Raw genomic sequence first — 21,704 nt, forward strand, 5'->3', positions numbered from 1 at the left:
AGCCTCCCGCCGGTGTCGAGCCGCCGGTGGGAGGCGCCGCCGTGAAACACGTCCATGTGTCAGACCCCCTGCGTAATATCGCAATCAAGATGCAGGTGCATCTCGATTGTCGAGAGCGCGCCGCGTCTCGCGGGCTCCACGCCCGCCCTCAGGGGGAAGACCTTCCATGTCGAGACATGAGAACAGAGGCTGTGTTTCACCGTGTTGGACGCGCGCCGGCGTGGTGGTGGGGTTGCTGGCCTGGAGCGCGAGTGGTTGTGGGAGCACCGCTGGAGAGGCGGGCTCGCGTTCACCGCAGGAGCTCGCCCATCCGGGACGGGCAGGGGAGGCGCGGCGCGGGAGCTTTCGAGTCGCCGGAGGGATTCAATCGCTCTCCTACGAGGACATCGACGGTGAGCGGGTCTTCCAGGGCGACATCCTCCTGCCGCCCGAGGTCTCCGTCGGCGGCCCGTCCGCGCTGTCCGTGGAGGCCCACGGCGCCGGGGCCATTCGCGCCATCTCCCGCTGGCCCGGAAGCGTGGTGCCGTACACGTTGGACCCGGCGCTGCCGGACACCGGGCGGGTGATGGAGGCGCTGAGGCAATGGGAGTCCGTCACGCCGCTGCGCTTCGTGCCGCGCACCACGCAGATGGACTTCGTCACCTTCCGACCGGGCTCGGGGTGCTCCTCCCACGTCGGCAGGATGGGGGGACAGCAGTTCGTGACGCTGTCGCCGACCTGCACCACGGGCAACACCTTGCATGAGGTGGGGCACGTGCTGGGGCTGTGGCACGAGCAGGCCCGGACGGACCGGGACCGGAACGTCCTGGTGCGCTGGGGCAACATCCTGCCCGCGTACACCCAGGCCTTCGAGACCTTCGCCCAGCGCGGCGAGACGGGGCGGAACCTGGGCCCCTACGGGCTCGACTCGCTCATGCACTACGCGTCGGATGCCTTCTCCGCCAACGGGGAGCCCACGCTCACGCGGCTGGACGGCTCGCCGTTCTCCGCCAACCGCGAGGCGCCGACCCTGGCGGACATCTGCGCGGTGAAGCGCCTGCATGGCCATGGGCGCCGCTCGGATGTGAATGGAGATGGCTACGCGGACCTGGTCATCGGGACGCCGCACGAGGACGTGGGGCAAGGCACGGACCAGGGCGCCGTGAGCCTGGTGTGGGGCTCGGCATCGGGGCTGGTGCCGGCGGGGCTGTGGCTGCATCGCGACGCGCAGGGCGTGGAGGACGTGGCGGTGAACGCGGACCAGTTCGGCGCGGCCGTCGCCACCGGGGACTTCAATGGCGACTGCTTCGCGGACGTGGCGGTGGGCGTCCCGGGTGATGACGTGAATGGCATTGTCGACGCGGGCTCGGTCCACGTCTTCCTGGGCTCGGCGCTGGGCCTGGATTGGAGCACCGACAGGGTGTTCCACCAGAACACCGCGGGCGTCCCGGACAGCGCGGAGGCTTTCGATGCGATGGGCTCCTCGCTCGTGGTGGGAGACTTCAATGGCGATGGTCATGACGACCTCGCCGTGGGAGTGCCCGGTGAGGACTATGGCTCCTCCGCACTGGACTCCGGACTGGTGACGGTGCTGTTCGGCTCTCCCACGGGGCTGACGGGCACGGGGGCTCGGAGCTGGAGCCAGTCGTCCACGCACATCCTGGACGTGTCGGAGACGGGAGACCGGTTCGGCTCCGCGCTGGGCTCGGGCGACTTCAACGGGGATGGCTTCGACGAGCTCGCGGTGGGGGTGCCGTTCGAGTCGGTGGAGGGCGTCGCCAACGTCGGCGCGGTGCATGTCCTGTGGGGCTCGCTGGACGGGTTGATGAGCGAGGGAAACCAGCTGTGGGTGCCGGGAAGGGAGGGCGTGCCCGGGGCCGTGACGGGCGAGGTCTTCTTCGGCTCGGCGCTGGCGGCGGGGGACTTCAATGGGGATGGCCGGAGTGAGCTGGCCATCGGCGCGCCGGGGCAGACGGTGGGGCTCTCACCGGGCGCGGGCGCGGTGACGGTGCTGACGGGCTCGGGGATGGGGTTGGTGTCCACGGGGGCGCTGGCGTGGAACCAGGACTCGGCGGGGGTCTCGGACGTCGCGGAGACGGGGGATGGCCTGGGCGCCTCCTTGGTGGCCGAGGACTTCGATGGTGATGGGCACCTGGACCTGGCCATCGGTGTGCCCCGGGAGTCGGTGGGGACGGTGGTGGCCGCGGGCATCGTCCACGTCATGCATGGCTCACCGAGCGGGCTCCTGGGGTTGCGAGAGCAGCGCTGGTCGCAGGAGGGCTCGCAGGTGGATGAGGGCGCGGAGGCCCAGGATGTCTTCGGCTCGCGGCTCGCGGCGGGAGACTTCGACGGCAATGGCACTCTCGACCTCGCGGTCGCCGCGCCGTACGAGGATGTCGGGGGCGTGGTCGACGCGGGCGCGGTCCAGGTGCTCTACAGCGCGGGGGCCTCGGGGCTCTCCCGCGCGCGCGAGCAGCGCTGGGTCCAGGCGCCCGTGTACCTGGTGGACATCGTCGAGTCGGGAGACCACTTCGGCCTGGGGCTCTGACGCGCTCGTGGCGACGGCCGGAGAGGGGTGGCTCTCTCCGGCCGGACGCGCTACCGGAACGCGGGCCAGGTGAACGACGGGGTGCCCGCCCAGCGCTCCGCGAGCCGTTGCTCCAGCGCGTCCAGCGTGCGCGAGAGGTCGGGGACGGGGTTGAAGGGCTCGCGCAGGACGCGGGCGCGGGAGAGGTGGCGCAGCAGGGCGGCGCGCTCGGAGAAGCCCGGGGCCCAGTCGCGGTTGCGCTCCAAGGTCCGCGGCGACATCCACTGGAACATGTTCACCGTGCGCGCGGTGGCCACCATGGCGCGAGCGCGGGTCCACGTGGCGTCCACCTGCGCGGCCTCGCACGCGGGGGCCAGGGTGATGCGGTAGGTGAGGTCCGCGCGGGTGATGAGCTCGTCGGGCAAGGGCACGATGAGCAGCCACATGAGCGCGTCGTACAGCGCGTGCCGCATGCCGCAGTACTCGAAGTCGAGCAGCCGGGGCCCGCTGGCGGTGAACAGGGTGTTGCCGGGGGCCATGTCCCCGTGGGTGAGGGACAGGAAGGGGCCGGGCTCGGCCAGCTCGCGCGCCAGCCGCTCCAGGTCTTCTTGCGTGCCCGGGGCCACGGGCGAGTCGACGGCTTCGGCCCAGCGACGGAGCCGGTCCGCGTGCTCCAGCAGAGAGCGCGCGTTGTCGATTCGCACCCGCATGGGGCGGGGGCTCAGCGAGTGCCGGAGCAGGTCGAAGTCACCCTGGACGCCGCGGGTGCGCGCGTGGAGCTGCGCGGTGATGCGGGCCACGGCCAGCAGGCCTCCGGTGGCGGCGTTCGGGTCGTCCGAGCGGAAGAGGTCCTCCAGGCTGGGGCCGGTGCCCAGGTCCTCGAGGACGAGCAGCCGCGAGGAGATGTCGCCCGCGATGAGGCCCGGCGCGGTGATGAGGTTGTGACGGCCGAGCAGCTCCAGGCCCGCCCACTCATCCAGGCCCAGCATGGGGTCTTCGTGGAAGTGCTTGAGGACGACGGTGGCCACGTCGCCGCCTCGGACGCGGGCTCGGACGACGTGACAGCGCGACTGGGTGCGGAGGACCTGGGGCTCGGCCAGCAGCACGGGGCGTCCCCATGCCGCGGAGAGTGAGCGCGCGCCGTCGGCGAGCAGCAGCTCGAGGTCTGGGGCGCTCAGGGGAGTGGCTCCACGGTGGCGCCCGCGCGCGCGAGCAGCTCGCGGTACCACGCGAAGGCCCGCGCGGTGCGGTCGCCCAGGGCCTGGGCGCCCCAGAGGACGGTGAGGGTGCGGCGCGTGTCCGCGTTCGTCTTGGTGCGCTGGGCGTCCTTCACCGCGTTGGCGCAGGGGCCCTGCGCGTCGAAGAGGCAGAGCAGGCCCGCCAGGTCGATGCTCTGGCCGGAGGCGTTGAAGACATACTCCGAGCCCTCGGGGGCGATGCCCACGCGGAAGGGCGCGGTGGCGCGGTCCAGGTCCACCACGCTGATGGGCAGGCCGCTGTGCAGGGACACCGCGTTGCACGCATCCACCGCGGTGTTGATGGAGCCGAGCGAGCCGTCGCCCGAGGCGCGCACCAGGTACTCGGACGCGGGCTTGCCGCGCCCCGTGGGCTTGTAGCCTCCGTGGCGGAGCATGTCCCGCACGGCGCCGCGCACGGTGTCGTCGCTGGAGAGCGGCGCCGACGCATCCGGCTTCAAGAGCGCCACCAGCCACTCCGGCGACGGCAGGGAGCCGAGCGACGCCGGAAAGACGGTGGTGAAGGCCAGGGTGTCCAGGGACGGATGCGGGTCGACGGTCAGCACGACCGGGACTCTACGCCACACGGAGGCGCCGCGCCGCCCTCCCCGGTGTCCGAGGTTGGGATGTGAATCAGTCTGGCTTCGTTCGCGCCCTCCGCTCCCCGATAGCGGATTCCCGCCGCCTCGTCGGAGCAGGCGCTGAGGACGGGCACGTCCGACGTCACGACCTGGATCGCCTGGCGGGAGCTGCGCTCCGGAGACGTGAAGTCGATGCGTGCCTGGTCCCGCGCGACGTGGGCGCCCCGCTTGGGGATGTCCGCCACCCGCCGGGACACCCGCTCCGCCGAGGTGAAGACACTGCGGTAGCGGCGTGTCCGGCGCGCTGTCGGGAATGGAGGGACCGTCGTAGGGTCGTGCCGTTCCTGGCCTCGAGGCCAGGCGGGGGTGCACACCATGGCAGACGCGAACCAGCGGACGATGCGGGCAGCACGGTTCGACACGGCGGCGCGGTCCTTGACGGTGATGGACGTTCCCGTGCCTCGACCCCAGCCAGGGGAAGTCCGGGTGCGAGTGAAGGCGTGTGGCATCTGTCTCTCGGATGCACATCTGCTCGATGGCTCCTTGCAGTCGCCGCTGCCGGTGGTGACGCCGGGGCACGAGTCGTCCGGCGTCATCGACGAGGTGGGCCCGGGCGTGTCGCGCTGGCAGGTGGGGCAGCGCGTGGCCCTGGCGGGCGGCAAGCCGTGCGGGCGCTGTGTGAAGTGCACCAACGGCCAGCCCTCCGAGTGCATCGACTTCCACATCATGGGCTTCCACTACGACGGCGCCTGGGCGGAGTACGTCGTGGTGCCGGCCTTCGTGCTGTCGGCGATTCCGGACCACCTGCCCTTCGAGCAAGCCGCGATTCTCGCGGACGCGGTGGCCACGCCCTACGCGGGGCTGGTGGACACGGCGCAGCTGCGGCCCGCGCAGTCCGTGGGCCTGTGGGGCATTGGCGGGCTGGGCGTCCACGCGGTGCAGATTGCCCGCATGATGGGGGCCACGCCGATTCTCGCGTTCGACACGAACGAGGCCGCGCGCCAGCGGGCGCTGGAGTTCGGCGCGGACGTGGCGCTGGACCCTCGCGCCCCGGACGTACGCGAGCAGATCCTCCGTCACACCGGCGGCATGGGGCTGGATGTGGCGGTGGACCTGGTGGGCGCGAATGTCGTGCTGGCGCAGGCGGCCAAGAGCATCGGCCGGCACGGGCGGGCGGTGATGGTGGGCCTGTCGCCGGAGCCCATCCAGTTGGGGTCCGGGGTGAACTTCGGCGTGCGCTCCCAGGCGCTGCTCGGGCACCTGGGCTACGAGAAGAAGCACCTGGACCAGCTCGTGTCGCTGGTGGGGACGAAGCGGCTGGACGTCTCGCGCTCGGTGACGGCGACGCTGTCCCTGGAGGACGTGGCCCAGGGGGTGGAGCGGCTGGTGAAGAAGGAGGGCAACCCCATCCGCCTGGTCATCACCCCGTGAGCACGGGGGGGGGCCATGTAGGTCCCCCTCCTGGCCCCGGGGCGGGCGCCACCCTGGCTGGCAGGCCCCGGGCATGGGAAGCGCGAGTTGGGGGTTCGGAAGAGTCCTCCTCTGGCGTCCCCCGTGGCATAAGGGCGCCGCGCCCGCTTCCTGGGCCCCCCATCGCACATGATTCGTCTCGACAACATCAGCAAGCAGCACGGCCAGCAGATTCTCTTCATCGAGGCTTCGGCCGCTCTCCACAAGGGGGAGAAGGTCGGCCTGGTGGGCCCCAACGGCGCCGGCAAGTCGACGCTGTTCCGGATGATTACGGACCAGGAGCACCCGGACGAGGGGCAGGTCGCCGTCGACCGGGGCGTCACCATCGGCTACTTCAGCCAGGACGTCGGTGAGATGTCGGGCCGGAGCGCCGTCTCCGAGGTCATGGACGGCGCGGGCCCCGTGAGCACGGTGGCCGCGGAGCTCAAGCAGCTCGAGGCCGACCTGGCCGATCCGGACAAGGCGGACGAGATGGAGAAGCTCGTCGAGCGCTACGGCCTGGTGCAGGGGCGCTTCGAGGAGCTGGGCGGGTACGCGCTGGAGGGCCGCGCGCGGGAGATTCTCGCGGGCCTGGGCTTCAGCGAGGAGATGATGGACGGCGACGTCGGCGCGCTGTCCGGTGGTTGGAAGATGCGCGTGGCGCTCGCGCGCATCCTGCTCATGCGTCCGGACGCGATGCTCCTCGACGAGCCGAGCAACCACCTGGACCTGGAGAGCCTCATCTGGCTGGAGGGCTTCCTCAAGGGCTACGAGGGCGGCCTCCTGATGACCTCGCACGACCGCGAGTTCATGAACCGCATCGTCACCAAGATGGTGGAGATCGACGGTGGCTCGCTGACGACGTACTCAGGCAACTACGACTTCTACGAGCAGCAGCGCGCGCAGAACGAGAAGCAGCAGCAGGCGCAGTACGAGCGTCAGCAGGCGATGCTCGCCAAGGAGCTGAAGTTCATCGAGCGCTTCAAGGCGCGCGCCTCCCACGCGGCGCAGGTGCAGAGCCGCGTGAAGAAGCTGGAGAAGATCGAGAAGGTGGAGCCGCCCAAGCGCCGCCAGACGGTGCTGTTCGAGTTCCAGCCCGCGCCCCGCTCCGGCGACGACGTGGTGAGCCTGAAGGCCGTGCACAAGGCCTACGGCAAGAAGCGCATCTACGACGGCATGGACTTCCTGGTCCGCCGCGGCGAGCGCTGGTGCATCATGGGCGTCAACGGCGCGGGCAAGTCCACGCTGCTCAAGCTGGTGGTGGGCGCGACGACGCCGGACCAGGGCGCGGTGGCGATGGGCGGCAGCGTCAAGATGGGCTACTTCGCGCAGCACGCCATGGACCTGCTGGATGGCGAGCGCACGGTGTTCCAGTCGCTGGAGGACGCGTTCCCCCGCGCGGGGCAGGGCTCGCTGCGCGCCCTGGCCGGGTGCTTCGGCTTCTCCGGCGACGAGGTGGAGAAGAAGTGCCGCGTGCTGTCCGGGGGTGAGAAGGCGCGGTTGGTGATGGCGAAGATGCTCTTCGACCCGCCGAACTTCCTGGTCCTGGACGAGCCCACCAACCACCTGGACATGGCGACGAAGGAGATGCTCATCACGGCGCTGTCGCGCTACGAGGGCACCATGCTGTTCGTCTCCCACGACCGTCACTTCCTGGGCGCGCTGTCCAACCGCGTGCTGGAGCTGACGCCGGACGGCATCCACCAGTACGGCGGTGGCTACACCGAGTACGTGGCTCGCACGGGCCACGAGGCTCCGGGCCTTCGCACCTGAGGCGAGGCCCGGGCGGGCCGGCTCTTCACTCGAACAGCCGGCTCGCCAGCCGCACCAGCTTCATCGCCTTGCCCGTGAAGGGCGGGAAGAACACGTGCGAAAGCGACGTGCGCCCCTGGCGCAGCACCGCGCGCTCGTGGCTGAAGGTCCTGAAGCCCGTCTCGCCGTGGTACGCGCCCAGCCCGCTGGGGCCCACACCGCCGAAGGGCAGGTGGGGGTTCGCGTTGTGCAGCACCACGGTGTTGATGCACGTGCCGCCCGCGCTCGTCTCGCGCAGGAGCAATTCCACCGCCGTCTCGTCCTGGCTGAAGATGTAGAACGCCAGCGGCTTGCCGCCCGCGCGCACGTGCGTCACCACCTGGTCGAGCGACTCGTAGCGCAGCACCGGCAGCACCGGCCCGAAGATCTCCTCCTCCATCAGCGGTGAGTCCGGCGCCACGTCCGCCACCACCGTGGGCGCGATGTAGCGCGTCTCCGCGTCCACGCCGCCTCCCGTCACCACGCGCGCGCCCGCCGCCACCGCGCCGTCCAGCATCCCCCGCACCCGCGCGAAGGCGCCGTCATCCACCATCCGGCAGAAGTCGGGGCTCGCGCGGCGCGCCTCCTCGGTGCGTCCGTAGAAGCGCTCCACCGCCGACTTCAGCGCGGCCAGGAACGCCTCCTCGCGCGAGGCATGCACCCAGACATGGTCCGGGGCGATACACGTCTGGCCGCCGTTGAGGAACTTGCCCCACGCGACGCGCTCCGCCGCGCTCTCGACGTCCGCCGTCGAGTCCACGACGACGGGCGACTTGCCCCCCAGCTCCAGCGTCACGCTGGCCAGGTGCTTCGCCGCGGCCTCCATCACCCGCCGCCCCACGCGAGGCCCGCCGGTGAAGAAGAAGTGGTCGAAGGGAAGGCGCAGCAGCGCCTCACCCAGCTCGGCGCCGCCCTCCACGAGCGCGACTTCGTCCTCGGGGAAGGCATCGCGCAGCAGCGCGGCGAGGAAGGCGGACGTGTGCGGCGTCTTCTCGCTCGGCTTGCACATCACCGTGTTGCCCGCCGCCACCGCGCCCACCAGCGGCAGCATCAGCAGGTTGAAGGGGTAGTTCCACGGCGCCAGCACCAGCACCACGCCGCGAGGCTCGGAGCGCACGTGGCTGGAGGTCCCCGAGAGCAGCAGCGGGGTCGCCACCTTGCGGGGCTTCATCCACCCCTTGAGCTGCTTGCGCACGTGCTCCAGCTCCATGAGCACGGGCAGCACCTCCGTGGCCTCCACCTCCGCGCGCGGCTTGCGGAAGTCCGCGTGGAGGGCGTCCGCCAGCGCCTCGCGCCGCTCGAGGATGAGCGCCTTGAGCTTCTCCAGCCGGGCCAGCCGCTCGCCAGCACCCCGGCGCGCCACCTCCCAGCGCCGGGCCCGCAAGCGGTCGAATGCTTCCCGAAGCCCCCGGGGAACCAGCTCCTCCTCCAGCTTCACCACGCGCATCCCGGCTCCTCTCGGAGTGTCCCCTCGCCGGACACTCCTCGCACCGGCTGTCTTGCCTACTCCAACAGCCGCGTAAAGCGGGAGGCCATTTCCTGCAGTTTCCCGCGATACGGCGGGAAGAACACCGCGACCATGGACTTCATCCACTGAACCGACACGGCCCGCTCATGGCTGAAGGTCCGGAAGCCGTAGAGGCCGTGATAGTTGCCCAGGCCACTCATGCCCACCCCGCCAAAGGGGAGGTGGGGGTTGGCCACGTGGACCAGGACGTTGTTGACGACGGCTCCGCCGGACGTCGTGTGGCGGAACACGTCCTCGATGGCTCGCTTGTCCTCGCTGAAGACATAGAGGGCCAGCGGCTTGTCGCCCCGCTGGATGTGCGCGTACACCTCGTCGCGCGAGCGGTACGTCATCACCGGCAGCACCGGGCCGAAAATCTCCCCCGACATGATGGCCATGTCCGGCGTCACGTCCGTCAGCACGGTGGGCGCGATGTAGCGCGAGGGCCCGTCCGCCACCCCGCCCACCTCCGCCTTCGCCCCCGCCGCCACGGAGCGGTCCACCAGGTCCTTCACCCGCCGCCACGCCACGGTGTCCACCAGCCGGGAGAAGTCCGCGCTCGCCTGTCGCTCCGCCTCCGTCGCGCCGTAGAAGCGGGTGATGACGGCCTTGAGCGCGTCCACCAGCGCCTGCTTGCGCGACTCATGGACGAAGACGTAGTCGGGCGCGACACACGTCTGGCCGCCGTTGAGGAACTTGCCCCACGCGAGCCGCTCCGCCGTCGCCTGGAGGTCCGCTGACTCGTCGACGATGGCGGGCGACTTGCCGCCCAGCTCCAGCGTCACGCTGGACAGGTGCTTCGCCGCGGCCTCCATCACCTTGCGGCCGATGCGCGGGTTGCCGGTGAAGAAGAGGTGGTCGAAGGGCAGCTCCAAGAGCGCCTCCGCCGTCTCCGCGCCGCCCTCGAAGAGGGCCACTTCGTTCTCCGGGAAGATGTCCCGCACCAGGCGGGCCAGGAAGCGCGAGGTGTTGGGGGTCTTCTCGCTGGGCTTGCACACCACGGTGTTGCCCGCGGCGATGGCGGCGATGAGCGGCGCCAGCATGAGCTGGAAGGGGTAGTTCCACGGCGCGAGAATCAGCACCACGCCGCGCGCCTCGTAGCGCACGTGCGACGACGAGCCCGCGAGCAAGAGGGGCGTCCCCACCCGCGTGGGCTTCATCCACGAGGACAGGTGCTTCACCGTGTGGTTCAGCTCCTCCAGCGTGGGATGGATTTCCGTCAGCTCCACCTCGAGCGCGGGCTTGCGGAAGTCGCGGTGGATGGCCTCCGCCAGCTCCCCCCGGCGGGCGATGATGGCCTCGCGCAGCCGCTTGAGCCGGGTGATGCGCTCGGCGGCCGTGCTGCGCGACATCGCCCAGCGGTGCGCGCGCTGGGCCTCGAACACGGCCTGGATGCGCGAGACGTCGACCTCGGGCTTCGACTCCGGAACAGCGGGCACGAGCTCCAGCATGGCTTGCTCCTGGGTGGGGTGTTTCAGCGGGACTCGAGCCCGCGCAAGAGGGTGGTGAGCGCCGCCGTCAATTCGGCGGTGAAGTCGACGCGCAAGGGCGCCATGTGCTGGGCGGCGAGCACCTCGCGCGCCACGGGGGCCACGTCCGCCATCTGTCGCAGGCCCGTCACCAGGGCGTGCAGGTGGACCAGGAAGCGCGCGCCTTCTCCCGCGTGCAGGAAGGGCAGCTTCGCCTCCAGCGTCGCGCCCGTGCGCGACAGCGCCTCCAGCAGCCGCTCCTTGAACCTTCGCGCCTGCTCCACGGACACGTTCTGCTCCAGCACCGTCTGGAGGAGCGCGAGCAGCCGCGTCAGGGGCAGCTCTCCCTCCAGGGACCCGGCCACCGTGCGCGCCAGCCACGCCCCCGTCCACTCCGCGTCCGGCGAGGCGAGGTGGGCCTCCAGCCGCTCGAACCAGGAGAAGAGCAGGTCCTCCAGGAGCGCGAGGAACAGCGCCTCCTTCGTCGGGAAGTAGAGGAACACCGTGCCCTTGGCCAGCCCGGCGCGCTCCGCCACGTCCGCCATCTTCACCTGCGCGTAGGAGGTGGCCGCGTAGAGCGCCAAGGCCTCGTCGAGCAGCAGCCGCCGCCGCGCTTCCTTGTCCTCGTCCTTGCGCGCGCGCAGCGGGCCCGCCCGGCCCTCCTTCGCGCTCAGATTGCTGACCATGGGTCAGTGCTAAGTGACTCCGGGTCAGCAGTCAAGTGACTGGAGGTCAGTTTTGGGGAGTGAACACTTCGCGGCCCCTGGAGAGTGGTGGGTGGATGTGTGATGATAAGCGCATGCGACCCATCCAGGCGGAGCTGCTGTCCGGACGCGAGCTGTACCGGGAGGTGGTGCTGGAGAAGCTGCTCCACGCGCGCGAGTCGGTGTGGATTGCGACGGCGAACGTGAAGGCCATGTACGTGGAGTCGAAGGGGCGCTTCGTGCCGCTGGTGGAGGTGCTGGATGGGCTGGCGGCGAAGGGGCTCTCGCTGCGGCTGTTGCATGCGGAGCTGCCCAGCCGTCCGTTCCGGGCGGCGTTCGACGCGCGGGCGCGGCTGGTGGCCGGAGGGCTGGAGCTGAAGGTCTGCCCGCGCGTCCACTTCAAGGCGGTGGTGGTGGACGGGGCGTGGGCCTACCTGGGGAGCGCCAACCTCACGGGCGCGGGGCTGGGGGCGAAGGGCGACGCGGTGCGAAACTTCGAGCTGGGCTTCGTGACGGAGGATTTCGACGTCATCGACCGCGTGACGGCGCTCTACGAAGCGGTGTGGAGTGGGGCCGAGTGCCGGGCGTGCAGACTTCGCGCGGTGTGTCCGGACCCGATAATCCCCGCACCCACGAAGAAGGGTGGGATGCGAAGCTCTCGCGGCGCCGCGCGGTTGGGCAAGGCCCGCCGGCTCACGCGCCACACCTCGGAGCCCCGACGACGATGATGAAGCTCTACTTCGCCCAGAACACGCGTGCCACCCGGCCCCGCTGGTTGCTCGAGGAGCTGGGGGTTCCCTACGAGCTGGTGCCGGTGGACGTGCACCAGCGCGAGCACAAGACGCCCGAGTACCTGCGCATCCACCCCATGGGCTCCATGCCCGCGCTGGAGGATGACGGCCACGCCATCTTCGAGTCGGCGGCCATCCTGCTGCACGTGGCGGACAAGTTCCCGGAGAAGGGCTTCGCCCCGCTGGCGGGCACGGTGGAGCGCGCCGAGTACTACCAGTGGATGATGTTCTGCATGGCCACCATGGAGCCGCCCTTGTCCGCGTACTCCGCGCACAGCCGCTTCCTGCCGGAGGTGGACCGGGTGCCCGGCGAGGCGGAGCGCGGCAAGAAGCGCTTCACGGACATCGCGAAGATGCTGGAGGAGAAGCTCCAGGGGCGCAGCTTCATCGTGGGGGAGCGCTTCACCGCGGCGGACGTGGTGATGGCGTCCATCCTCAACTGGGGCGCGAGCATGGGGCTGCTCGAGGACTTCCCCGGCCTGCGCGCCTATGTGGCGCGGCAGATTTCGCGTCCGGCCGCGCGGCGCGCCGAGCAGTAGTCGCCCTGGCGCTACGTGTCGTCGGACGGGGCTTCGTCGGAGGGGCCTTCGTTGGGGGGGGCTTCGTCGGAGGGGTCTTCGTCGGGGGCGGACGTCTTGCCCTGCTGGCGCTCGCGCCACGAACTGGGCGAGTCGCCCACGAGCTTGCGGAACAAGCTGCTGAAGTGCTGGAGCGACGCGCAGCCCACTTCCACCGCGATGGCGGTGAGCTTCATGTCCGTCTCCAGGAGCAGCGCCTGGGCCATGCGCACCTGCACGGCGTTGAGCTCTGCCTGGAAGGAGGTGCGGGCCTCCTTCAGCCGCCGCTGGAGCGTGCGCTCGGACATGCCCATCTCGCGGGCCACCTCCGTCAGGTGGATGTCCGGCAGCTTGCTCTTCATCACCTGATGCAGCTCGCGCAGGAGCGGGGACTGGCCGGTGGCCTCGGCCACCAGGTCATTGAGCTTGGACACCAGCGGCGCCGCGCGGCCTTCCGGCTGGCCCAGCCACCCCAGCGCGGACGCGGGGTCGGTGAACACCTTGCTGGGATAGGCCCCGGTGAGCAGCGTGTAGAAGCCGCCCACCACCGCGCCCGCCACGCCCTCGGGGCGCACCAGCGCCTGGCGCTGCACGGAGACGCCGAAGGACTTCTCCCGCGCTTGCATGTACTTCACGAGCACCCCGAAGGCCGCGGGGTCCGCCGCCTCCAACCGGCGCGCGTCCACCAGCGAGGCATGGGGCGCCGCGGGGGCCAGCTCCACGTCGAGCACGTGCACGAGCCGGCGCACGTGGGCCTCGGACGGGCGGCCCCACAGGATGAAGCCGCACAGGTCCGCCGAGGCGTACCAGTGGAGGAAGCCCTCCCCGACTAGGTAGCGGCCGAGTGGGTCCTGGAAGTAATCGTCGACGCCGTCTGCCGATCGCACGGCTCGGCAGAATAGCGCTTCGCCACCTTGACCACCCACAAGGGATTGATGGGGGCCCGGGACGTCACCAGTTCCGGGCGCACCAGCGCCTTGCCGGACAGCTCCTGCGTCATGACCGGCAGCACCCGCCACGGCGCCTGGGGCTTCAGGTGGTGGGCCTGGTGGTAACCCGCATTGAAAAAGAACAGGTTGTACAGACGGGACGTGGACGTGGTGCCCAGGGCCCCCCGTTGGGTGGAGTCCGTCTCGAAGTGGGCCGCCAGGTTGAGCCAGTGGATGCAGAACTGGCCCACCAGGAGCACCCCCCACCAGGCCAGTCCCAGCGCGGGCCTCCAGACGATGACGGCCAGGAGGGCGCCATCGACGATGAGGAAGTCCAGGACCAGCTCCGTCCGCTGGTGATGGCGGCGGGCCCAACGCCACACGTTGGCCACGGCCTCGAAGGGCCAGAACCACGGCGTCAGCGCCGAGCGCAGGCAATAGCGCAGGGCGCTTTCCCCCGGGCGGCGCTGGCCCCAGTCACCGGGGCCGTCGTTGAACCGGTGGTGGTTGAAGTGGTGGATGAAGTAACCCCGATAGGGGAACCCACAGGCCATCCCCAGCGTCCTGGAGAAGAGCCAGTGCAGCGGGCGGGGACGCGCGATGGTGACGTGCATGTGGTTGTGCAGCACGGCGTAGTTCCAGAACAACACCGCCCAGCCGACCACGCACATCCCCACGCGGCCCCAGAGGCCCAGGTGGTCCCAGCTCAACAAGAAGGCGGGGAACCAGGCCCACCACAACGCGTGCACCGCGAGCTGCGGCAAATCGAGAGTGGGGGCGGCGAGGGGGCGATTCATGAAGGGCCAAAGTAGGCCCGCCCCTGTTTGGCTGCTTCATTCCATACGCCAAGCGCTTGCGAAAACGCGCAACCTCGAGCGTCGTCCCCCCATCCCTCTCAACCCGGGTCCACCCCGCCCCGGCGTCTGACTTCCGCCCGCTCCGCGCATGCCTCCGCGAGGAAGCAGCGCGTCGCGGGCACCGCGCCCACGCTCACGACTCGAGCGCGTGGGCGACTTGTCCCAGGAGCCGCAGCTGAGGCGCATCCAGCTTGCGAACGGTGCGCAGGAGCCGGCGCACCTCGGGACGCTCGCGGTACTCCGGCGGGTCCTCGGCGAGGGCGGGAGCGCCTTCGACGCCGGACATGCCGAGCAGCACGTCCGAGGAGCAGTTGAGAACCAGACACAGCTTCCTCAGCGTGCGGACGCTGGGGAGCATGTGTCCACGCTCCAGCCGTCCGTACACCTCGGTGGCGATACCCACGCGCTCGGCCACATCGGCCTGGGTGAGCTCCAGCCGCTGCCGCGCCGCGCGAACTGCATTTCCAATGATGGTGGCCAGTCGTTGTTCCATGGCGTGCGGAAACCTGTCGAAAAGAGGGTCTCTCCCCCCGCGCTCAGGCGGAGAGGTTCCGGGGAGAAGTGACTGCGGGTTCGGTGCCTCGTGGAACACAGACTACGGGTGGGGTCTGACATTCCGGTGCATCCGGAAGGGCGTGCGAAAGCGCTTGAAAACGGGGTCGCGTGAAGGCCCCGGCGGATGCGTGTGGAAGGCCGCGCGCGGCGGGCTTCGCGCGTGGGGTGGCGGGTGTCGTCGGCGGTGCCCGGGTGTGTCCTCGAATCGCCGCGCGGGGCCGAAAAATCGGCGCGCGGGCGTTCGTGGTGGATCAGCGGAGAGCGCGCCCGGCGCACGGGTGAGGATGCATTCACCTGGAGCGCTGGAGGGCGTGCGTGGTGCGTCGCGTGGGGTTCACCGCGCGGACGTCCGATGGTGGACGTCGCCGCCTGCTCGGCCGCACTCGTGGTGGTGGTGAGGCGGGGGCCGCGTGGTGTTGAGCGTGGACAGCGGGGTTTGCGCTCGGGGCCGAAAAATCGGCCTGCGCGGCGTTGTCAATGGACGGGCCGGGAGTTCACGGAAAAGCCCTGGTGTTTCCGTGGTTTACGAAGGCGGGACGTCTGACGTAGGGTGGGCGCCCCCCGGTGGGTCGGGGATGCACCGCGCTGCCTCGCGGGGAGGGCCGTTGAGGTCGTGAGCGACGAGCGTCCGGACGCGCTGCTCAAGAGCGCGCTCGAGAAAATTGTCTACTTCGAAGCGCGCGCCGAGCAGCTGCTCAGCGAGCTCGGGTCGACGCGCGAGGAGATGGAGCACCTCAAGCGGGAGCTGTCCGAGAAGCACCAGCGCGAGCTGGAGCTGCGTCGCGAGGTGGCGGAGCTGGGGGTGCGCGTCGGTCGCGCCCAGGCCGAGCGCGAGGAGGCGGTGCGGCTGACGCAGGCGCTTCGTGGTGAGCGCGACCAGCTCATGGACCGGTTGCTGGATGCGAGCCGGTTGCGCGCGTCCACGCAGGTCCGCGACGCGGAGGACGATGACCTGGGGTTCGACCTGGCGTCGTTCATCTCGCAGCTTCGCAGCGAGGCGCTGCTGGGCGGAGAGACGGGCCGGACGGGGCCGACGGTGAAGGTGCCGGTGCGCACGATGGCGTTCGCGGCGCCCGTGGCGAGGGCCGCGGTGCCGGTGGAGCCGAGTGTCTCGGTGCCCGTGGTGCAGCCGGAGTTGCTGGCGCCGCTGTTGGAGGGGCTGTCTCCGGTGGCGCGCGAGGCGCAGCGCTTCCTCCAGGCGGGGCGGCTGGGCGTGAGTCCGGCGCAGCTCGCGGAGCTGTCCGGGCAGGGCGGGCTGGGGGCTCCCACGGATGAGACGCTCTTCGGGTTCTCGGTGCGGGAGCTGTCCGCGCCGGATTCGGCCGCGCGTGTTCGCGCCGCCGAGCGGTTGAAGGCGCTGTCGCAGCCGGCGGCGGCTCCCGCGCTCGCGAGCGCGCTGCACGCGGAGACGGACCCGGTGGCGCAGGTGGCGCTGCTGCAGGCGTTCGCGGCGCTGTGCCGGGACGAGGGTGCGCAGGTGGTGTCGCCGCTGTTGGCGTCGCCGGTGCCGGAGGTTCGCATCGCGTCGTTGAAGGCGCTGTTGACGCTGGCGCCTCGGGACGCGGCGCCGCATCTGGCGCAGGCGATGAAGGACCCGGACCGCTCGGTGCGTCGGCGGGCGTCGCTGCTGGCGCTGGGGTTGGAAGGGGAGACGGCGCGGCGGCTGGGTGAAGAGGCCATTCACGACGCGGACGCGGAGGTCCGCTCGCTGGCGGCGCTCGCGCTGGGGGCGGGGAGCGGGGAGAACGCTCGCACGCTGCTCCTGGAGGCCCTGGGAGACCGCGAGCCTCGCGTGCGCAAGTCCGCGGCGCAGAGCCTGTCGCGCATCCTGGGGCAGGACGTGTCCTCGGTGGTGGCGCTGGATGACACGCACCGGCGCCGTGAGATTCGGCGGCTGGCCACGTTGCCCGTGAAGCCCGTGCGCGCCCGGCTGGAGGATGCGGCCCGGCCCGTGGTCGCCGCGGTGCAGGTGGCCGCGGTGGGGACCGCGCAAGCGGTTGTCGCGAGCGCGGCGCAGAAGATGGTCTCCGCGCAGCAGGCGGTTGTCGCGAGCGCACCGCAGAAGACGCCTTCCGCGCAGGTGTCGAGTGCGGGGGCGCAGCAGGTGGTGATGGTGGGCGCGGCGCAGAAGACGACCTCCGCGCAGGTCGCCCCCGTGAGCGCGCAGCAGCAGGTGGTGATGGTGGGCGCGGCGCAGAAGGGCGCCGCCGTCGCGATGCACGGCGCGCCTGTCTCTCAGTCGATGGTGCCTCCGACGGCATCGGTGGCCTTCGGGCACGGCGCGCCTGTCTCTCAGTCGATGGTGCCTCCGACGGCATCGGCGGCCTCCCAGCACGGCGCGCCGCAGAGCCTCGCGGGTGCTTCGAGCATCCGGATGATGGTCTCCTCCGCGCCGGGTGTGGCGCAGGCCCCGGCCACTGCCCGCCCGACCGCGGCTCCCCAGCCTCCTCCTCGGGCCGCCCCGGCCGCCGCTCGGTTGTCTCCTGTCCAGGCGGCGCTGGTGGCGATGGGTGCCCCGGCGCCCCAGGCCGCTCCGGCCCCGGCTCCCGCGGCCCCTGCTCGCGCCGAGGCCCGTCCTCCCGCGGGGCGCCCGAGCACCTCGCCTGTCGAGGCACTCTGTGGCCAGATGCTCCACGAGGTCCGCGTCGCCGTGCGAGGCCGCTCGCTCGCCGAGCTGACGGCGGCCCTGGGGGCCCCCGTGGAGCTCGCCCAGGAAGCACTCACCCTGCTGTCCGCCCGAGGAACCGTGGTCCGAAGGGGGCACAAATACTTCGCCGCTTGAGGCAAGGTATCCGTCCCGCACGCCTTACGAAGGGTCGTTCATGGAAGCGCCGACATACAGCTCGAAGCAGGTGGCCGAGATGCTCGGCGTGTCTCCGAAGACCATCCCGGAGGACGCGAGGAAGGACCTCTACACGCCCGACGACGTCTGGGACCTTCGCGCCACGCTCAACCGCTTCCCGGACAAGATTGGCCACCGCCGCCAGCTCTTCCTGAACTTCAAGGGCGGCACCGGCAAGACGTCCCTCTCCACGTCCTACGCGTGGCGCATCGCGGAGCTGGGCTACTCGGTCCTCCTCATCGACCTGGACAGCCAGGGCCACGCCACCAAGTGCCTGGGCTACGAGGGCGAGGAGTTCGAGAAGACGCTGCTGGACGTGCTGGTGCGCAAGACGCCGCTGGCGAAGGTCATCCAGAAGTCCACGCTGCCCAACCTGGACTTCGTCCCGTCCAACCTCAGCATGTCCACCATGGACCTCTCGCTGATGCCCATGGCCGGCCGCGAGTTCAAGCTGCGCAACGCGCTGAAGGAAGTGGAAGCGCAGTACGACGTCATCGTCTTCGACGCCCCGCCGTCCTTCGGCCTGCTCAACCTCAACGCGCTCATGGCGGCCAACGACTTGTTCGTCCCCGTGCTCGCGGACTTCCTCTCCTTCCACGGCCTCAAGCTCCTCTTCGAGACGGTGCAGAGCCTGGAGGAGGACTTGAACCACGTGCTCGACCACGTCTACATCGTGGTCAACTCCTTCAACGCGACGTTCAAGCTGGCGAAGGAGGCGCTGGAGGCGCTCCAGACGCACTATCCGGAGTTCCTGCTGCCGACCATCATCCGGCAGTGCACCAAGTTCGCCCAGGCCTCGAGCGAGGGCCGCCCTGTCTTCGTCGCGGACCCCACGTCGAAGGGCGCGGCGGATATCCAGGCCATGATTGACAACGTCCTGCCCCGCCTCGTCGCCGCGGCGACCGCCACCGCGAAGAAGGGCTCGCAGCAGGCCGGCTGAGATTCGACATGATGAAGAAAGCCTTCGAACAAAACGTGTCTCGCGCCAAGCCGCGCCTCCGGTTGGGGGCGTTCACGGGCGCCGCCGACCCGGCCGAGTCCTCGGCCCCCGTCGAGTCCACGGAGCCGGAAGCTCCGGTCGAGCCCCCTTCCGCCGACCTGTCCGCGGAGGTCCGCACCCGCGTCGAGCGTGCCCGAGCCCCGCGCCCCAGCGCCGCCGAGGCGATGGAGGCCGCCCTGGGCGCGGAGGCCCCGCGTGCGCAGGCCGTGCGTGAGCCGGTGTTCACCTCGCAGGTCGCCGAGCCAGTCACCTACGCATCGCCGGAGCCGGAGGCCGCCGAGTTCGACGAGGGCGCGGCCGAGGTCCCGGTCACCTTCGCGGCACCTCCCGCAGTGGCGTTCCACCTGGACGGCCTCGTGGCCGGGCACTCGACGGAGGCCCACCCCATGACGCAGGGTTCGTCGCACGCTTCGATTCCGCAGGTCACCGCGATGGTCGCCGAGCCCGTGGCGCGCGTCGAGGCTCCGTCCCAGGAGGTGGAGGTGCAGACGCCGCCGCGTGAGGACACGAGCGACTCCGAGGCGCGCCGTGAGCGGCTGAAGGCCCGGCTCAAGGCGGTGCGAGAGAATCCTCGCCCGGAGCCGCTGCCGGCCACGGTGGCGGAGGCGGGGCAGCGCGCGGTGGAGCGCATCACCCATCTCCAGGCGGAGCTGGTGAAGGTGAAGGCCGCCAACCTCGCGCTCACGCAGGAGCTGGAGGTGGCGCGCCGCCAGGCGGAGAAGGCCACCGAGGAAGCACGGCTGCGCATGGATGAGGCGCGCCGGCTGTCTTCCGAGATGGAAGGCCGCGTGAAGCTGCTCGCGGACCTGGAGCGGGAGCTGGCCGCGCTGGAGGGTGAGCGCGACGAGGCGCTCCTGTCCCTGCAGGAGAACCGCCAGGCACTCCAGGCGTCCGCGAAGGAGCACGAGGCGCTGGAGGAGGCGGTGTCTCGCGGCAAGCAGGCCCTCGTGGACAGCCTCGCGGAGGAGGAGCGCCTCGCGGGTGAGCTGGAGTCCGCGAAGGACGAGTCGGCGTCGCTGCGCCGCGCGGTGGAAGCGTTGCAGGGTGAGCGCGATGTGCTGGCCCAGCAGGTGGCCTCGCTCACCGCCGAGCGCGCCGAGCTGCTCGAGGCGCGCAAGGCGCTGGAGGCCGTGCACCGCGCGCTGAGCCAGGCCGCCGCGCGCTGAGCCCTGCCAGCGGGGAGTGCCCGACGCAGGGCGCTTCCGCGCAACAGCAGGCCTCACCGGGCCGCCGCGCGCTGAGACGTGCCAGCGGGGAGCGCCCGACACAGGGCGCTTCCTCGCCGCCCCGCGCCGAGCCCGCCTGGGACAGGGCGCCCGATGGAGGGCGCCCGCCCTCGCTACTTCGCGTCCTTCGCCACGCCGCTCCGCCCCGAGCCCTTCACGGCGGCGACGAGCTCCGGCTTGAGCGGCGGGCTGCGCAGGCCCTCCAGGGACAGCTCGGTGAACTCCCCGTCGCGACCCTTCAGCCCGTCGAGGAACGCGACGATGCGCTTCTCGCGGTCCTCCTTCTTCGGGTGGCGCGAGCCGATGCTGGACCCGTCCTCCGTCTTGCGCAGCAGCGCGCGGTACTCGTTCGGGTCGTAGCCCGCGGAGATCATCATCCGCACGGCCATCTTGTCCGCGGCGTACTCCTGCTCCCGGTCATTGCCGCTCTCGGCGAGCGCGATGACCTTCTCCGTCAAGTTGCCGAGCAGCGCCGAGTCGCTGTCCAGGTCCAGGTTGCCCCCGCTGCCCCCCGCGGCGATGAGCTGCCCCGAGCCGGGGAAGTTCTTCTCCATCGTGACCGCCACCTGGCACAGGCTCACCTTGGCGGAGTTGTATTGCTTGATGGAGTGCTTGAGCACGATGTGGGCAATCTCATGGGCCAGCACGCCCGCGAGCTGGCTCTCGTTGTCCAGCTCCGCGAGCAGCTTGCGCGTGACGAAGACGTAGGCCCCGGGTGTGGACACCGCGTTGAAGTTCTTGTCGTCGTTGAGCACGCCGAAGGTCCACTCCAGCGTGGGCCTCGCGGACTGCGCGCCCAGGTTCTTCCCCACGGTGTTGAGGTACTCGTGGATGGAGTGGACCCCGGTGCCCCTGGAGCCTTCGGAGAACAGGCCACCGCCGCCCTGCACCCAGTGCACCGCCATGGCGCTGCCGATGGCGTACTCCTCCTGCACCGTCGGCTCCACGTCGAGCTTCTTGCACTCGTCGCGCTGCTTCTGCGCCGCCGCCGAGTTGTCGACCACCTGCCCGACACCCCGCGCCACCTGGTCCATCGTCATGCCCTTGCATGACACCGACAGCACGCCCAGGCTCGCGACGGCGAGCGTCTTCCAGTGCGTCCTCATCACGAGCCTCCCTTCGACTTGCCCTTGGCGCCGCCGGACTTCGCCGTGGCGGACTCACCCACCACGGGGAACAGCCCGGCCTCCGTCACATGCCGCGCGATGTCCGCCGTCGAGACATCCTTCGCCGTCTTCTCCAACTGCTGGAGCTGCGCCACGGCCTGCTTGTGGCTGCCGCCCTTCTTGTTGCCGTAGTCGACCGCGCCGGGGCTGAGCGCCTTCACCGCGGCGCCGCTCGCGACGAAGCCCGCGGGGTTCACCTTGCGCTTGCCCTTGTCCTCGACGACGAGCTCCATGTTGGGCGCCGTGGTGGACAGGTTCGACTGGAACACGAAGCCGCGCTTCCCCGCGGACGTCTTCACCTTGTGCCACTGCTTGTTCTTGGTGTCGGCGCCCTCCCACTTCACCTGCTCACCCGGCTGGAGGATGACCACCGCGTTGGCCGTGGGAGACGGGCTCTCCATCACCCGCGTGTTCTTGGCCTTCACATACAGCGAGCCCCCCACCGCCACCGCCGAGGCCGCGCCGGGCACCCCCAGCGCCAGAATCACCGCGGCCCAGGCCGCTCTCGTTCTCGTCCTCATCGCGCCGACTCCTTTCCC

The 21,704-nt window shown here is 70.7% G+C and carries 18 protein-coding genes; 8 read left to right on the plus strand and 10 right to left on the minus strand.

The window, feature by feature from the left end; translation table 11 throughout:
- Window positions 1–166 precede the first annotated feature (166 nt).
- Window positions 167–2,527 (plus strand): M12 family metallopeptidase, encoded by a 2,361-nt coding sequence (locus tag MYSTI_RS40415; protein ID WP_015346238.1) that lies wholly within the window; start codon window positions 167–169, stop codon window positions 2,525–2,527.
- A 50-nt stretch (window positions 2,528–2,577) separates the two neighbouring features.
- Here MYSTI_RS40415 and MYSTI_RS40420 read toward each other — a convergent pair whose 3' ends face one another.
- Window positions 2,578–3,612, minus strand: coding sequence for a phosphotransferase (locus MYSTI_RS40420; protein ID WP_015346239.1), 1,035 nt, complete (start codon window positions 3,610–3,612; stop codon window positions 2,578–2,580).
- Window positions 3,613–3,680: 68 nt separating this feature from the next.
- The gene (locus MYSTI_RS03120) at window positions 3,681–4,307 is read right to left on the minus strand and encodes a phenylalanine--tRNA ligase beta subunit-related protein (protein ID WP_015346240.1); all 627 of its coding nucleotides are present in this window, start codon (window positions 4,305–4,307) and stop codon (window positions 3,681–3,683) included.
- Window positions 4,308–4,697: 390 nt separating this feature from the next.
- Between MYSTI_RS03120 and MYSTI_RS03130 the strand changes: the two genes are divergently transcribed.
- Window positions 4,698–5,753, plus strand: coding sequence for a zinc-binding dehydrogenase (locus MYSTI_RS03130; RefSeq protein ID WP_015346242.1), 1,056 nt, complete (start codon window positions 4,698–4,700; stop codon window positions 5,751–5,753).
- 168 nt (window positions 5,754–5,921) lie between these two features.
- A complete protein-coding gene (locus MYSTI_RS03135; RefSeq protein ID WP_015346243.1) occupies window positions 5,922–7,544 on the plus strand; it encodes an ABC-F family ATP-binding cassette domain-containing protein in 1,623 nt (540 codons plus the stop codon).
- Window positions 7,545–7,569: 25 nt separating this feature from the next.
- Here the strand turns inward: MYSTI_RS03135 and MYSTI_RS03140 are convergent, their stop codons facing one another.
- Genes MYSTI_RS03140 through MYSTI_RS03150 form a run of 3 tightly spaced genes read right to left on the minus strand, consistent with a single transcriptional unit; the run spans window position 7,570 to window position 11,224 of the window.
- Window positions 7,570–9,009 carry an aldehyde dehydrogenase family protein gene (locus MYSTI_RS03140; protein WP_015346244.1) on the minus strand — a complete coding sequence of 480 codons (1,440 nt, stop codon included), beginning with the start codon at window positions 9,007–9,009 and terminating at the stop codon, window positions 7,570–7,572.
- Between the two features lie 56 nt (window positions 9,010–9,065).
- The gene (locus MYSTI_RS03145) at window positions 9,066–10,520 is read right to left on the minus strand and encodes an aldehyde dehydrogenase family protein (protein WP_015346245.1); all 1,455 of its coding nucleotides are present in this window, start codon (window positions 10,518–10,520) and stop codon (window positions 9,066–9,068) included.
- Between the two features lie 23 nt (window positions 10,521–10,543).
- Window positions 10,544–11,224 carry a TetR/AcrR family transcriptional regulator gene (locus MYSTI_RS03150; RefSeq protein WP_015346246.1) on the minus strand — a complete coding sequence of 227 codons (681 nt, stop codon included), beginning with the start codon at window positions 11,222–11,224 and terminating at the stop codon, window positions 10,544–10,546.
- A gap of 113 nt (window positions 11,225–11,337) precedes the next feature.
- On the opposite strand from MYSTI_RS03150, the gene MYSTI_RS03155 reads away from it, so the two are divergent.
- Both MYSTI_RS03155 and MYSTI_RS03160 read left to right on the plus strand, forming a co-directional pair.
- Window positions 11,338–11,970, plus strand: coding sequence for a phospholipase D-like domain-containing protein (locus MYSTI_RS03155; RefSeq protein WP_044278541.1), 633 nt, complete (start codon window positions 11,338–11,340; stop codon window positions 11,968–11,970).
- Window positions 11,967–12,572, plus strand: a complete 606-nt coding sequence (locus tag MYSTI_RS03160; protein WP_015346248.1) for a glutathione S-transferase family protein — start codon at window positions 11,967–11,969, stop codon at window positions 12,570–12,572. The genes MYSTI_RS03155 and MYSTI_RS03160 overlap by 4 nt, the downstream gene beginning before the upstream one ends.
- Before the next feature lie 11 nt (window positions 12,573–12,583).
- On the opposite strand, the gene MYSTI_RS03165 is transcribed toward MYSTI_RS03160, so the two are convergent.
- From MYSTI_RS03165 to MYSTI_RS03175, 3 genes are all read right to left on the minus strand, one after another.
- A complete protein-coding gene (locus MYSTI_RS03165) occupies window positions 12,584–13,339 on the minus strand; it encodes a helix-turn-helix transcriptional regulator (RefSeq protein ID WP_015346249.1) in 756 nt (251 codons plus the stop codon).
- A gap of 80 nt (window positions 13,340–13,419) precedes the next feature.
- The gene (locus tag MYSTI_RS03170) at window positions 13,420–14,316 is read right to left on the minus strand and encodes a fatty acid desaturase family protein (protein WP_015346250.1); all 897 of its coding nucleotides are present in this window, start codon (window positions 14,314–14,316) and stop codon (window positions 13,420–13,422) included.
- 193 nt (window positions 14,317–14,509) lie between these two features.
- A complete protein-coding gene (locus MYSTI_RS03175; protein ID WP_015346251.1) occupies window positions 14,510–14,869 on the minus strand; it encodes a helix-turn-helix transcriptional regulator in 360 nt (119 codons plus the stop codon).
- Window positions 14,870–15,544: 675 nt separating this feature from the next.
- On the opposite strand from MYSTI_RS03175, the gene MYSTI_RS03180 reads away from it, so the two are divergent.
- From MYSTI_RS03180 to MYSTI_RS03190, 3 genes are read left to right on the plus strand one after another with little or no spacing between them, the layout of a single operon-like run.
- On the plus strand, window positions 15,545–17,713 hold the full coding sequence (locus tag MYSTI_RS03180; RefSeq protein ID WP_015346252.1) for a HEAT repeat domain-containing protein: 2,169 nt from the start codon (window positions 15,545–15,547) through the stop codon (window positions 17,711–17,713).
- 40 nt (window positions 17,714–17,753) lie between these two features.
- Entirely contained in the window at window positions 17,754–18,713 is a 960-nt protein-coding gene (locus MYSTI_RS03185) for a ParA family protein (RefSeq protein ID WP_015346253.1), read from the plus strand.
- A gap of 11 nt (window positions 18,714–18,724) precedes the next feature.
- Window positions 18,725–19,939: an extensin-like protein gene (locus tag MYSTI_RS03190; RefSeq protein ID WP_044282817.1), complete on the plus strand. Its 1,215-nt coding sequence runs from the start codon at window positions 18,725–18,727 to the stop codon at window positions 19,937–19,939.
- 173 nt (window positions 19,940–20,112) lie between these two features.
- Here the strand turns inward: MYSTI_RS03190 and MYSTI_RS03195 are convergent, their stop codons facing one another.
- Window positions 20,113–21,105, minus strand: coding sequence for a M48 family metalloprotease (locus tag MYSTI_RS03195; RefSeq protein ID WP_015346255.1), 993 nt, complete (start codon window positions 21,103–21,105; stop codon window positions 20,113–20,115).
- A complete protein-coding gene (locus tag MYSTI_RS03200; protein ID WP_015346256.1) occupies window positions 21,105–21,686 on the minus strand; it encodes an SH3 domain-containing protein in 582 nt (193 codons plus the stop codon). The genes MYSTI_RS03195 and MYSTI_RS03200 overlap by 1 nt, the downstream gene beginning before the upstream one ends.
- Between the last annotated feature and the right edge of the window lie 18 nt (window positions 21,687–21,704).

The sequence above is a fragment of the Myxococcus stipitatus DSM 14675 genome, from assembly GCF_000331735.1.
Lineage (GTDB): Bacteria > Myxococcota > Myxococcia > Myxococcales > Myxococcaceae > Myxococcus > Myxococcus stipitatus.

Excerpts from the sequence above, each read along its gene's own strand:
- MYSTI_RS40415 (WP_015346238.1), top strand. The coding sequence starts at position 167 with ATGTCGAGACATGAGAACAGAGGCTGTGTTTCACCGTGTTGGACGCGC.
- MYSTI_RS03130 (WP_015346242.1), top strand. The coding sequence starts at position 4,698 with ATGGCAGACGCGAACCAGCGGACGATGCGGGCAGCACGGTTCGACACG.
- MYSTI_RS03135 (WP_015346243.1), top strand. The coding sequence starts at position 5,922 with ATGATTCGTCTCGACAACATCAGCAAGCAGCACGGCCAGCAGATTCTC.
- MYSTI_RS03140 (WP_015346244.1), bottom strand. The coding sequence starts at position 9,009 with ATGCGCGTGGTGAAGCTGGAGGAGGAGCTGGTTCCCCGGGGGCTTCGG.
- MYSTI_RS03145 (WP_015346245.1), bottom strand. The coding sequence starts at position 10,520 with ATGCTGGAGCTCGTGCCCGCTGTTCCGGAGTCGAAGCCCGAGGTCGAC.
- MYSTI_RS03150 (WP_015346246.1), bottom strand. The coding sequence starts at position 11,224 with ATGGTCAGCAATCTGAGCGCGAAGGAGGGCCGGGCGGGCCCGCTGCGC.
- MYSTI_RS03155 (WP_044278541.1), top strand. The coding sequence starts at position 11,338 with ATGCGACCCATCCAGGCGGAGCTGCTGTCCGGACGCGAGCTGTACCGG.
- MYSTI_RS03160 (WP_015346248.1), top strand. The coding sequence starts at position 11,967 with ATGATGAAGCTCTACTTCGCCCAGAACACGCGTGCCACCCGGCCCCGC.
- MYSTI_RS03170 (WP_015346250.1), bottom strand. The coding sequence starts at position 14,316 with ATGAATCGCCCCCTCGCCGCCCCCACTCTCGATTTGCCGCAGCTCGCG.
- MYSTI_RS03175 (WP_015346251.1), bottom strand. The coding sequence starts at position 14,869 with ATGGAACAACGACTGGCCACCATCATTGGAAATGCAGTTCGCGCGGCG.
- MYSTI_RS03185 (WP_015346253.1), top strand. The coding sequence starts at position 17,754 with ATGGAAGCGCCGACATACAGCTCGAAGCAGGTGGCCGAGATGCTCGGC.
- MYSTI_RS03190 (WP_044282817.1), top strand. The coding sequence starts at position 18,725 with ATGAAGAAAGCCTTCGAACAAAACGTGTCTCGCGCCAAGCCGCGCCTC.
- MYSTI_RS03195 (WP_015346255.1), bottom strand. The coding sequence starts at position 21,105 with ATGAGGACGCACTGGAAGACGCTCGCCGTCGCGAGCCTGGGCGTGCTG.
- MYSTI_RS03200 (WP_015346256.1), bottom strand. The coding sequence starts at position 21,686 with ATGAGGACGAGAACGAGAGCGGCCTGGGCCGCGGTGATTCTGGCGCTG.